This window comes from Vibrio sp. 10N.286.45.E10, assembly GCF_002874195.2.
GTDB lineage: Bacteria > Pseudomonadota > Gammaproteobacteria > Enterobacterales > Vibrionaceae > Vibrio > Vibrio crassostreae.
Genome location: NZ_MCWD02000002.1, coordinates 1,115,819 through 1,128,184, shown reverse-complemented (window position 1 = coordinate 1,128,184; position 12,366 = coordinate 1,115,819). Strand labels below are relative to the sequence as shown.

At 44.8% G+C, this 12,366-nt stretch carries 12 protein-coding genes; 6 read left to right on the top strand and 6 right to left on the bottom strand.

What is annotated here, in order from left to right; translation table 11 throughout:
• Window positions 1–254 precede the first annotated feature (254 nt).
• Window positions 255–2,126: a methyl-accepting chemotaxis protein gene (locus BCU34_RS17975; RefSeq protein ID WP_102529955.1), complete on the top strand. Its 1,872-nt coding sequence runs from the start codon at window positions 255–257 to the stop codon at window positions 2,124–2,126.
• Window positions 2,127–2,238: 112 nt separating this feature from the next.
• Here BCU34_RS17975 and BCU34_RS17970 read toward each other — a convergent pair whose 3' ends face one another.
• Window positions 2,239–3,645, bottom strand: a complete 1,407-nt coding sequence (locus BCU34_RS17970) for an alpha-amylase family glycosyl hydrolase (protein ID WP_102478955.1) — start codon at window positions 3,643–3,645, stop codon at window positions 2,239–2,241.
• 282 nt (window positions 3,646–3,927) lie between these two features.
• Window positions 3,928–4,209, bottom strand: a complete 282-nt coding sequence (ppiC, locus tag BCU34_RS17965; RefSeq protein WP_258185064.1) for a peptidylprolyl isomerase PpiC — start codon at window positions 4,207–4,209, stop codon at window positions 3,928–3,930.
• A gap of 281 nt (window positions 4,210–4,490) precedes the next feature.
• Here ppiC and BCU34_RS17960 point away from each other — a divergent pair, with 281 nt between their 5' ends.
• The gene (locus BCU34_RS17960; RefSeq protein WP_048662365.1) at window positions 4,491–5,405 is read left to right on the top strand and encodes a chemotaxis protein; all 915 of its coding nucleotides are present in this window, start codon (window positions 4,491–4,493) and stop codon (window positions 5,403–5,405) included.
• A gap of 92 nt (window positions 5,406–5,497) precedes the next feature.
• On the opposite strand, the gene BCU34_RS17955 is transcribed toward BCU34_RS17960, so the two are convergent.
• The 4 genes from BCU34_RS17955 to hutW all read right to left on the bottom strand — a co-directional run bounded on the left by BCU34_RS17955 (window position 5,498) and on the right by hutW (window position 9,148).
• On the bottom strand, window positions 5,498–6,058 hold the full coding sequence (locus tag BCU34_RS17955; RefSeq protein ID WP_102479770.1) for an ATP:cob(I)alamin adenosyltransferase: 561 nt from the start codon (window positions 6,056–6,058) through the stop codon (window positions 5,498–5,500).
• Window positions 6,059–6,220: 162 nt separating this feature from the next.
• Entirely contained in the window at window positions 6,221–6,751 is a 531-nt protein-coding gene (gene hutZ / locus BCU34_RS17950; protein ID WP_048661102.1) for a heme utilization protein HutZ, read from the bottom strand.
• Between the two features lie 141 nt (window positions 6,752–6,892).
• On the bottom strand, window positions 6,893–7,414 hold the full coding sequence (gene hutX, locus BCU34_RS17945; protein WP_102433074.1) for a heme utilization cystosolic carrier protein HutX: 522 nt from the start codon (window positions 7,412–7,414) through the stop codon (window positions 6,893–6,895).
• Window positions 7,415–7,738: 324 nt separating this feature from the next.
• A complete protein-coding gene (gene hutW, locus BCU34_RS17940; protein WP_102479250.1) occupies window positions 7,739–9,148 on the bottom strand; it encodes a heme anaerobic degradation radical SAM methyltransferase ChuW/HutW in 1,410 nt (469 codons plus the stop codon).
• A gap of 161 nt (window positions 9,149–9,309) precedes the next feature.
• On the opposite strand from hutW, the gene BCU34_RS17935 reads away from it, so the two are divergent.
• The 4 genes from BCU34_RS17935 (at window position 9,310) to BCU34_RS17920 (ending at window position 12,277) form a co-directional block, all read left to right on the top strand.
• Complete coding sequence (locus BCU34_RS17935; protein ID WP_102433072.1) at window positions 9,310–10,122, top strand: energy transducer TonB; 813 nt, start codon at window positions 9,310–9,312, stop codon at window positions 10,120–10,122.
• Window positions 10,123–10,124: 2 nt separating this feature from the next.
• Window positions 10,125–10,826 carry a MotA/TolQ/ExbB proton channel family protein gene (locus BCU34_RS17930; protein WP_048662370.1) on the top strand — a complete coding sequence of 234 codons (702 nt, stop codon included), beginning with the start codon at window positions 10,125–10,127 and terminating at the stop codon, window positions 10,824–10,826.
• Window positions 10,823–11,236: an ExbD/TolR family protein gene (locus BCU34_RS17925; RefSeq protein ID WP_102433070.1), complete on the top strand. Its 414-nt coding sequence runs from the start codon at window positions 10,823–10,825 to the stop codon at window positions 11,234–11,236. The genes BCU34_RS17930 and BCU34_RS17925 overlap by 4 nt, the downstream gene beginning before the upstream one ends.
• 150 nt (window positions 11,237–11,386) lie before the next feature.
• Window positions 11,387–12,277, top strand: coding sequence for a heme/hemin ABC transporter substrate-binding protein (locus BCU34_RS17920; protein ID WP_102529956.1), 891 nt, complete (start codon window positions 11,387–11,389; stop codon window positions 12,275–12,277).
• Window positions 12,278–12,366 lie beyond the last annotated feature (89 nt).

Here is a 12,366-nt window from a genome sequence, read left to right as displayed (position 1 = left end):
CATACATAAACACAAAATTAATACATTATTAATTTCTTCCACCTCCAGACAGATCAATTCTTCAACCCATTGAACCAAATACTAAAAGTAACCAATATGTGATTTAGTGAATTTTGTATTGTTTAGCTTGTTGTATTTTTGTAGTCTATTTTGTGAAATTACATTCAAGTAAAATTCAATCTAGTCGATATATATAATTACAAAAACACAATTAACTTTAGTCTTCGCAAAGCCTGTAAGAAGGGGAAAACTCAATGAAATTTAGCCATAAGGTGGTTGCTGCATCATCAGCCTTGCTGCTAGTGACAGTATCATTGCTTTCAATACAACAACTTTACACCGTAAGAAGCGCTGTAGAAAACCACGTCAATGCGAGCCTAAAAGAGATGGTCTCCGGCGTTAAAAACACCGTCGAATCAGAGATGAACGCCAAGAAAGCCTTGGCTCAATCGACGACTGAAGTCATCGAGATCAACCCTGAAGATCGCGCTTACGTTAAAGAAATCTTAGAAAAGCCAAAGCTTAAAAACAGCTTCCTAGCGGTTGGTTTTGGTTATGAAGCAAACGGTTTCGTTATTGAGAATGACGATGGTTGGGATGCAGGTCCAGATTACGACCCGCGAATCCGTCCTTGGTACATTGATGCTAAATCCAAAAACAGTTTAGTCGTGACCGCTCCTTACGTGGATGCATCAAGCAAAAAAGTCATCATCTCAGTAGGTACGCCAGTTAAAGACAACGGCCGCTTTACTGCAGGTATGTTCTACGACCTAGAACTGACCAACCTTGCGACCTTAGTCAACCAAGTAAACTTGTTTGACGCGGGTTACCTATTCCTAGTCACTGCTGACGGCACCACGATTGCTCACCCGAATGCGAAAAACAACGGTGAATCGCTTTCAAGCTACATGCCTCAAGCGACTATTCGTGAAGGCTCTCAGGAAATTGAAGTCGATGGTAAAATGTTCTTGGTTAATTTCACGCACATTCTGAGTGAAGATTGGTACATAGGTGCCATCCTTGACGAAGAGATCGCTTACCAAACCGTTGAAGACTTGAAAAACAGCTCAATGATCTATTCATTGATTGCCGTTATTCTTAGCATCATCGCCCTGACTGTTCTGATTCGTGTATTAATGCGTCCACTTGATGCGCTTAACCAAGCAATTCAAGATGTCGCGAGCGGACAAGGCGACCTAACTAAGCGCCTAGATACCAATACCGACCAAGAGTTCTCTGATCTGGCGAAAGGCTTCAACACCTTTACTGAAAACCTGCAAAATCAAATCATTCAATCGAAAGCGATTGGTGTTGAGATTAAGCGTGGCACTGAAATCACCGTTAAAGGTGCAGGCGAATCAGCAAACGCGATGAATACGCAACTACAAGAGCTTGAACAACTAGCAACCGCAATGAACGAGATGGCAGTTACGGCAACAGAAGTCGCCAACAATGCTCAAGGTGCGGCGGCGGCTGCTCGTGAAGCTGACGAAGCAACGCTAGACGGCACTTCTGTAGTTAGTGACACCACTCAAGCGATTGATAACCTATCTGAGCGCATCGACCAAGCAGTTGCTGAAGTACAAGTACTTGAATCAGCAACAGCAAACATCGAAACGATTCTCAAGGTAATCAATGATATTGCAGACCAAACCAACCTACTGGCATTGAACGCAGCGATAGAAGCGGCTCGTGCTGGTGAATCAGGCCGTGGTTTCGCAGTCGTAGCCGATGAAGTTCGTACACTGGCGCAGCGTACTCAAGAATCGACCACTGAAATCCGCAACATGATTGAGCAGCTCCAAGCGGGTGCAAGTTCGGTATCGAACGCGATGAACCAAAGTAAAGATACCGCAACTGACGCCGTTGAACGCGCTCAGCAAGCCAACTCTTCACTTGACCGCATCCGTGACGCGATTCAACGCATCTCAGATATGAACATTCAGATTGCTTCAGCAGCAGAAGAGCAGAGCTTGGTAGCGGAAGAGATCAATAACAACACAGTTAAGATCAAAGACCTTTCAACACAAGTGTCAAACGCGGCTCAAGAAGCGAACACAGCAATGCAGGTTCAAACGGACAATGTTCGCCAACAAGACGAGCTATTGAACAAGTTTACGGTTTAACCGTCTTACCGTTAAACTAGCACTCTGTTTAGTAACTAATAAACAGCTTCAAATAAAAAGCCCCGCTTACTGATTACCAGTAAGCGGGGCTTCTCTTTCTAGCCTATCCGAGTTAACTCATGACAGGCTTCAATTCGTTCGTCGTCAACATCATGCACTGGTTGGGTTCAACCTTAATAGTTAAGTCCTTACCAACACAGTCGAACACTTTTCCAGACAATAAATCGGTCACTGCACCAGTCCAATTTAATGAGGCTGTTTTGCTTCGTTTCGACTTGTTGATCACCACAATGCCTTTATCACCACGAACAAACACCAGCAAATCATCATTCGCTTCAACCACACGCATCGCTTCGCCATGAACATGGTTATGAAATTGAATCATGGTTTTCATGTAAGGTGCTTGCCAATCGTTAAGCCAACGAGGCTGACCATTCTCATCTAAAATACCGCTAGTGCTTAATTCACTGTAAACCAGTGGCACACCGCCATCTCGACCAAGAATGAAAGCATGAGCCAATCGCTCGTCCACTTCCTCCATCACATGCTCCAAAAACACCTCGTTGTTTGGAATATCATGAGTGACTGCAAACGTGATAGCTCGCATGTTCGACAGAGCTTGACCAAAACAGTAAGGGTTAATCAAAGACTTAAAGCTGCCCTGCTCTTCAAATGCTTTGAAGATGGTGTTGAACAACGGGAAATCGTACGCCCCTAAACGAGTGTGTTTAAGGTATGGCTCAAGGAAAAGCTCATACTCTTCTTCTGTCGCACCGCCATCGGTAATGATCTCACCGAAGATGTGCATTTCTTCGCAGATGTCATCAGTCCACACCTTACGTAGGTGTGCTAGTGTCATGTGCTTTGCCGCATCAATGCGAAATCCTTTCACACCAATCGCTTTCAAGGCTTTTAGATACGCTCGCTGTTGCGCAACCACATTATCGTTATCCAACAGCGTTGGCAGGCCAGGATCGCTAGCGCCACCGGTAATACGTCCGTTTTGCACTTCCCAAGTGTCTTTCCAGTTCTTGATACCAAACGCTTCCACGAAGTCGTTTTCATCAAATAAAGGCTTAGAAAGATCACCAAACAAGCGGATCGATTCGTAATAGTCAGCATCTTTTTGATAAGACGTCATGTCTTGCTGGTTGGGGTACGTTAAATCGCCGCGGATGCCCGATTCGTTGGCCATGTGGTTAAACACGACGTCTACATAGGTACGAAGCCCATGTTGCTTTAACGTGTCGACCATCGCTTTAAAATCTTGTGTGTCACCCAACTGATTATCAATCACACGATAGTCTTGCGGCTGATAGCGTTGCCACCATTGAGTACCAGAATCTCGATCGCAGCCTTTAGGACCACGTAATGACTTCATTGCTGGTGAAACTAAAACAGATTTATAACCCAACTCTTGGATCAGTGGGGCGTTCTTCATTACGTCAGCGTAGCACCAGTCAAAGGCATGCAATATGACATCTGTCGCTGGGTTGCTTAACATAGCTGAACTCTCCATGGTGTTCTCCTACCAAACTCGTTTACAGCTTTTTAGAAAAGGCAAAGGCTAAAAGGCAAAGCTGCATAAATTTCCTTAAGAATGGCATTTATTATATGAGTTACTCATTAAAAACCCTCCTCCTCCCAACGATTAGTCACGGCGGATAGTTAAGGGCGTAGCGCTAATTATCGCATAACGTCCGGGATGAACACTCAACCGTATTGCTTTAAAACGCGCAAAAAAGTCACAAAAAAGGAGCGTATATACGCTCCTTTTATTCAATCTATCACATATTTATTGCTAAGTTCTGTAAAGAACCTTAACCACATGCCAACCAAATTTTGTTTTCACAAGGTGTGGTACTAGCGTCTCGCCAGAGAAACAAACCTTATCAAACTGAGGCACCATTTGACCTTTTTTGAACTCGCCTAGGTCGCCGCCCTTTTTACCTGATGGACAGGTTGAATGTTTCTTCGCTAGCGTTTGAAATTTAGCGCCCTTTTTAAGCTGCGTCATGATGTCTTCTGCTAGTTCTTTATGCTTCACCAAAATATGAAGCGCTGCTGCTGTTCTTGCCATGATAATTCTCAGTTTGTTGCTGCCAGTTTACTTTCGACGGTTGCTTTGAACATCGCTAATGAACTGACTGTTGTAAATCTGTTTGCCGCTAACGGCTTATCGACATAAATCCATCGACAGCCAGCGTTTAGCGTGATTTTAACCCAAGAACCGCTATTCTTCACTCTATAAGCGAAAACAACTGCCTTAAAGGCCACTAAAAACCGCATCGCGACTTGCTGCGGCTTCCATTTCCCTTTAAATTAATCCTTATAAATTAAGCGCGTATTAAGTAGGAGCCACTTATGGCCAAACCGATCAGTAAAGCGAGTCAGTCACAGGGAATGTTGATGTTCAAGTTATCCCTCACTCAAAGTTTTGCGATTGGCACGCTTAAGGTCAGAGAGATCGTCCCTTTTCAGCCGATGACTCAGATCCCCTACTCTCATCATCACGTGATTGGTACAGTGACTATCCGCGACCTTACGGTTCCTGTGATTGATATGTCCGCTGCGATTGGCTTCCGTCCGATAACACCCGCTGAATACCAAGATTGCGTACTCATCGTCACCGACTGTTTAAGAACCGTTGTGGCGTTCTTGGTTCGTTCGATTGATAAGATCATTGAATGCGACTGGAAGAGTATTGAATCTCCACCCACCAGTGTGGGTCGCAATGTTTTTGTAACGGGTATTACGCGTTTTGAAGACCGTATTGTACAAATGCTCGACGTGGAACTGCTGCTTTCTAAGATCTACCCAGATTATGAAAATGCGCATATCCCGATGCTGACCGATGTAGAGAGAGAACGCCTCAAAGCATTGAACATCTTATTGGTGGATGACTCTTTGATTGCGCGTAAACAGTTATCTGATGCCTTAGACAGCATCAACATCCCTTACAGCATTTGTAACAACGGCTTAGACGCCATCGACCTAATGCGACGCCAAGCCAGCGCTGGCAATGCCATTGACCTTCTGGTGAGTGATATCGAGATGCCAGGTTTAGATGGTTATGAGCTTGCGTTTGAAGTGCAGAACGACAGCGCATTGAGTCATGCTTACTGTATTTTGCACACATCATTGTCCAGTGAAATCTGTGTTGACCGTGCCAATCAGGTGGGGGCACATGAAGCGCTTGAGAAGTTTAACGCGGGCGAATTAATCGAAGCCATGTTACGCGGCGCAAAAGTATTAAACGACGCCTCTACGGCTGCTTAGGCTCTGTTTTAGAAGCTAAACCAAGTATCAACTCGTTGTTTAGCTTCTTTGTCTGTTATTTATTCCAACCTGAATGAGAATAGAGCCAACCGTTAGTCTTTGTTTTCTGGCATAGACTTCTTTGGCATAGAATAGCTCTTACTCACAAATTCCACTTCCTCGACTTCATTGACATGATTGGTAAAAGAGGCCAACGCATAGAGAGTGTTCGCGACTAGGTTTGCGTATTTAAAAAGAATCGGGTCTGGTGACTTTTTGCTTTCATGATGCTCAATACTGACTAGCGCTCGCACGACCTTTTTAGCCTGACAACGACACAAGTGAAGCTCGCTAGACACTCGGTGCCCACCGGGTAAAACAAAGCCTTTAAAACCACCTTCTAGCTGCTCACGGACACGGTGATAGTCTTGCTTGAGCTCGACCAATTCAAATTCGGTGATGGCAAGCTTACCGCGCACAGAGCCATTCAAGTGATAGATGTTTGGCTGCAAGCGTTGCAGGATCTCGCGAACCTGAGGCTCTAGCTCTAAAGACAACACCAGCCCAACTCGGCAACAAAGTTCATCCGACAAAATCTCAAAATCACAGATAGGACTGTCTTCATAGATAAATGGGTAACAGAACTCGTCCCAATCTCGACTTACTGGTTTCACGTACCGATCCTTACACATAAATAATCATCAAACGCCAATATACCAAACTCTTTGATTGAGTCTGAGTTTATTAGCTAAAAGACCCGCAGTTTCCCTGCTTGATAATGAGATAGCAAAAAGCCCTCACATTGGAGGGCTCCTGAAGAAGTAGGTTAAACGAGATTACTCGTTAGACACTTTTTTGTGGCCTTCTTGCAGGTGAACGAAATCCACCAAATCGTCGCCTGATACTTGATATGCTTGACCAAAACCTTTCACGAACAGTCCGTTATCTGCTTTAAGGTTGAACAGAGAGAAATCTTGAAGCTGGCTCAAACCATCGATGATCTCGCCGAAACGCTCTTGCATCTGGCCGATAACTTGAGTCCAAAGCTCCGTTTCACGTTCTACAACGCTCGCTTGCGCATCAAACGTTAGACGCTTACGTGCGTAAAGCTGCTTCGAGCTCTCTTCGTCTTCAATCATCATCAAAGACACTTGAGGGTTTGCTTTCAAGTTACGAGCATGACGAGCGATATCAGAAATTAGAACAAAGTAACCTTCTTGGTTCTGAACGAAAGGTGCGTAACTTACGTTTGGGCGGCCTTCTTCATCAACCGTTGCAAGTTGAAGGGTACGGCGCTCTTGGCGAAACTCTTTAATTTCTGGACCTAGGCGACCTTGTAGACGTTCTTGTTTTACTTGCTGTTCCATGGGTAATTCCTTTATTCACTTTCTCTGATTTATTATTTTTGCCCGAGGTTGAGCGATCATTAGCGAACTAAACGATCCTCGAGCATTGATGTCTTGTTTAAGCCAGTTGGCAACCTTAGTTAAGCTTGCCGTTAACTGTGCTTAAGCTTGTTCTTTTAGCGCTTTGAAGCGTTCTACTTGGTCGGCAATCAGCTCACGCTTTTCGTTGCGGCCTAGGTAAATCTTAAAAATATTCTCGCCCGTTTCACTGAAGAAACCGAAGTAATGACTTTCACGACCCATGAACGCTTTGCTCACTAAACCGATCTGTTTGACATTGTCGAGTTTCAGGTGACCATGAAGCTCGCCTTCTTTGCCCATCAGATTGTAGTAACCACGCGCTACTTTACCTTTAGGGAACGGCGCTTTTACTTCAAAGATTGAGCCGAATGAATGCACGATTGTGGTCACAGGGCCCCAACCCACTAATCCTTCTAGAATTTCTTGAGCACGGCTGCCATCTAGCATCACTGCCATGTCGTTTGGAAAAGCAGCTACCACTTCAACTTCTGAAACACCTAGCTTCTCAGCAATCGCAGTAGGAAGCAGTTTTGGTTCTTCTTCTAGAATGCGAGCGACACGTTGTTCTAGAGTTTCTGTCATTTCTAATGTTGTATCTGTCATTGAATATATTTCCGTATAAACGAGTAATTGACATTAGGGCGTGTTGATCTCTCGAGCTGATTTTTGCAGCGAGTTGCTGGGCATTTATACAAGGCAGAGGCTTTGATGTGTAGTTAGCCTACATGAGAAGCCAATAACGTAGTAGAAATGACCAGCAAACGCTGCCCGAAGGGTTCGGCTAAAAGCGTTCTACTCTTTGTTGAGGGAGATTTGCTTAGAATGACTAGGCTACTTCCCCCTCGCCGCGATTAAAACGCTTTTATCTCGAACAAAATTTAACCTCGAAAGGTCAACACGCCCTAGGTATAAATTTAAAATTCGATATTAAGCGTGCTTCAAGCTTGCATGCGGGTGAACGCCCGAACCTGACGCTTTCGGCGCTGGGTGCATCGCTTGATATTCAGCGTTAAGCACTTGAATCACACTCTGAGCGAGGCTTACTGCCCAGAAGCTGCCAGCAACAGTCAGGCTCAGATAATCTTCCGAAAGCTCAACCAAGCCATTCTTTTCCCAATGTGAGAACAGAGGCTTCAAGTAATCGAACGTGTCTTGTCCCATAAAGGTCGGCAACGTACTTCTTCTAACAACACCAGAATCGAAACCTGCCTTTAATGTTGAGAAGATAGGCTCTAATGAGCTTTGTTTCGTCATCATGGCAATAGGTAATTGACCTTGCTTTATAGACTCCATGTAGCTGTCTAAAGTTCGATGCTGCATCACACCATGACCGCCGATGTTGCCACCAGCGCCACAACCAATGGGTAGAACCTCGGCATAAGTTTTCGCTAAGCTGTTGTAAATGCTGCGTTCGCGGTTATCACGAGTCCAGTGGTTTACGCTCAGTTGCTTGACCTTATTTTTTGCCATGAACTCCACACCCGCCAAGTACATACTCGCCTTATCTGGCGTATTCGCAGGCGGTGGGATTTTTCCTTTCTCAACAAGATTAAGCATAGGTGCATTGCCCGCAACAATCAGTTGGTAGAGGTCAATGCCGTGTGCGCCAGTAGACATGTAGTCTTCTAAATCTTGTTGGAACACTTCCATAGATTGGTGTGGTAATCCGTATAGCAAATCAAGAACGATTGGTGCTTGCTCAGTACGGCTTAGTGAACTGATACGTTCTAGCACAACCTCTCGGTCATCTAGGCGTTTAGCACTGCGTCGAACTTGAGTATTGAAACTTTGAATACCGAATGAGAAACGATTGAAGCCACCTTCAAGCGCACGATCAAACATCTCGTCGCCAAATCGATTGATGCGCCCTTCTAAGGTCATTTCCACATCATTGGCGAGTGGGAAGTGTTGGCGGATAGCCTTGCCTAATAACTCGACTTGTTTAGGCGATAAATCGGTTGGGGTTCCCCCGCCGATATAAACAGCATGAAATAATCCAGACTGAGCCCAAGGCGTTTTGGCTTTCTGCTTTAACTCAACCATCAGAGCATCGAAGTACTCATCCACTAATTTTCGGCTTGCAGCATTTTGGAAGAAGTTACAGAACGTACAGCGCACACGGCAGAAAGGAATGTGGATATACAGGCAACGTTTATCCTGTTTTTCCCATTCGCTTAGCATCAGTTCATCAAAGAGTTCTAACTTCTTACTGGGGTCGACCGGAATTGAACTTCCTCCGGCGTGTGCAGAATGCTTTTTGGCAAACGCAAAACGAAGCGGATCAGGGCTAGAAACACCCAAGATTGATTCGTCAAATTTATAAATATCAAGACTCATATAATCTCTCTAAACACTTACATAGCAAAGCCTGGAAGACTATTCGCTAAAAACTGAGAGAAGCATAGATACACGCAAATGATAATGCAATTGATAATTGATCTTATTTAGATTCTAAGCAATAATCCGATACAGAATTTTGATTTGGTAAAGGATTGACTGTGAACGTTCCTAGATATGTTATTGCAGGCGGAGCATCGTTAGTGATTCATGCAGCGTTGTTGTTTGTCGCTCAAGAATCCAAAGTATTTGCGATGCCTGCAGGTAGCCAATCGAGCACGGTATCGATCAACTTCACTCCTAAGAGCATTCCTTCACAAGCTCAGCAAAAAACAATCACAGAACCTGTTGAACCAGAGCCAGTAAAAGAAACAGTCTCGCAAGCCGAACCTAAACCAGTCGAACCAAAAACGGTTGAGCCAAAGCAAGCTAAGCCAACCCCAAAGAAAAAAGCACTCACCAATAAGCCTCAGTCAAAGAAAGTTGAGAAAAAAGTAATTGAGAAGAAGGTCGTCGAGAAAAAGCTAGTTCAAAAGAAACCAGTGACTGAGAAAAAGGTAGTTAAAAGAGAACACCCAGAGCTGAAACCAGCCACTCAAGCAGAGAAGTTGGCCGACAAGAAAGTCGATAAGAATATGGACGAGTCTGCCAACCAACCTCAGGAAGTAAACCAAGGCGTATCAAACCAAGAGCCAGTGCTAATCACTAAGCCTTCTTTTTCTGCACGCCCTACACCGCCGAATTATCCTCGCCAAGCCAGACGTCGTGGCGTTGAAGGTGTTGCAACTTATGAGATCTGGTTAGACGCAGAAGGCAAACAAATTAAACAAGCATTAGTAAACTCATCAGGCGCACTAATGCTCGATAACGCCGCTTTAGACGCCATTAAACAATGGAAATTCTCACCTCATACTGTCAATGGTCGAGCGATTGCTCACCGAGTACAAATACCTGTTCGTTTTAGGTTGGATTAATCATGCAACAAATCAGTTACTTACAAGATCAGCTGGGCTTAATGACTTGGCCTCTTCTTATCTGTTCAGCACTAACAGCAATGATCATCGCAGAGCGTGTATTCCAAGTCATGCTCAGCATTGGTGTGGGCAAACGAGCCATTCGTCGTGAGCTAAACCAAATCTCACCAACCAACAGTAAAGAGATTGAAGCGCTTGCTCAGTCGATTTCAGATAAACGCCCGCTACTGTACAAGGGCGTGTCAATGTTGCTTGCTCACCACTCTTTCTCAAAAGGGTTGCGTGAAGATGCTGCTGGCATTTGGCTACAAGAAAAACGCCACCAGCTTCATGCAGGTTTAAGACTGCTTGGTTTGATCGGCGTGATCAGCCCACTCATCGGCTTGCTTGGCACGGTACTTGGCCTTATTGAAATGTTCAAAGGTGTTGCCGCGACAACAGGCAGCATCACGCCCAATGATTTGGCAGACGGTCTTGGATTAGCAATGAGAACGACTGCCGCAGGCTTGATGATTGCACTTCCTGCTATTTCAGGTGCACAACTATTAGGCCTTTGGGCTGACCGAGTGCTTGCTCAGTTAGAACATACTCTGAACTATGTGAATGTGTGGCTAGAAGGCATGTCGATTCAAACGAATCAATCCGATGATACTCAAGGTAAGCCTGACAACAAAACCTCTATCGGTGATGTGAGCCAAGCATGATTAAAACGCCCCACTCATCGAACACACAGAGCCTGGCTCCTGACTTAACGCCGTTACTCGACATCATTTTTATCGTGATGGTTTTCCTATTGCTTACTGCATCGGTAAAGCTGGAATCGCTAGAAGTTGAGCTGCCAAGCTCGGATGTCAAAAACGTTTCTGAAGTCCACAAAGATTCGATTAGTGTCAATATTTTAGACCACGAACCCTACTGGGCGATTAACGGCCAAGAGTACATCGACTGGGAAAATTTCAAGATAGCCTTGTTAGAAGAGACAGGTTCTGCGGATAAAAAGCCGATCATCATTGGCGCAGATAAAGCTGCCAACGTGGAGAACCTAGTGAAGTTGCTTTCATTCCTTCAAGAGAACGGAATACCAGCGACTCAATTGCTCACTGACGATGGCTAGAACAACACTCAATTTTCAGAAGGTTTAGCTATTGATTGGTGAGACTAAAAAGCCAGAACTAAACCTCTCTATCGATTCGAACTCACAATGCGAACGGACTGCTCACTGAGTATCTTCGCGATACAAGAAGAAAATATAAAGATAAATATTATGAACAACTTAAACGTGCTCAATAAATTAAAGACCAAGACACTCTTCCTTTCATTAGCAGCAATCAGCCTGGCACTTAGCGCATCACCCACAATGGCCAACGACGCTGAACAACCTCGCATCATAAGTGCTGGCAGTGCCGTTACAGAATTAGTTTTAGCCCTTGGCGCAGAAGAACAGTTGGTGGGTATTGATGTAACCAGTCGCTTCCCTCAGTCTGAAAACCTACCAAAGATTGGCTACCACAGAAACCTGTCTGCGGAAGGTTTACTTGCCCTAGAGCCAACCACACTGATTGGTTCTGATGAAATGGGACCAGACAACGCGATCTCTCAATTAAAATCGGCAGGGGTCGATGTAGAAATCGTCAATACCGAAGCAAATGTTGAAGGGTTATTAAAGCGCATCGACCAAATCGCCAAGATTACCGATACCGAAGCACAGTCACAGCAAGTTAAAGCTGAAGTAAATCAGAAGATTGCTGCACTGAAAGCGAACCAAGTACCAAGCAACGAAGCGAAGAAGGTGCTTTTCTTATTGCTGCATGAAGGTCGTCCTGCGAACGTTGCCGGTGGTGAGACTTCACCAAACGCGATCATTGAATTGGCTGGCGGTGTGAACCCTGCCGCTCAAAGCCTTACGTCATACAAGCCACTATCGATGGAATCACTGGTAGAAATGCAACCAGATGTGATCCTAGTCAGTGGTCGTAGCTACCAAAAAATGGGCGGAGCTGACGCCATCCTTAAATCGTTGCCTATGTTAGCGGCAACTCCTGCAGGTATGAACAAGCAAATCATCACGGTTAATGGCAGCGCTTTAGTGGGCGGACTTGGTCTGGAAAGCCTTTCAGAAGCGAAACGACTAAACGCACTTATCTATCCGCTATAACTCGACTACCCTATTTCTGCTATCGCTATCCCACTTCCCTTTATCCACAGACTCACGTTGTTGGTACAAGGAATTAAAGTTAGCGATAG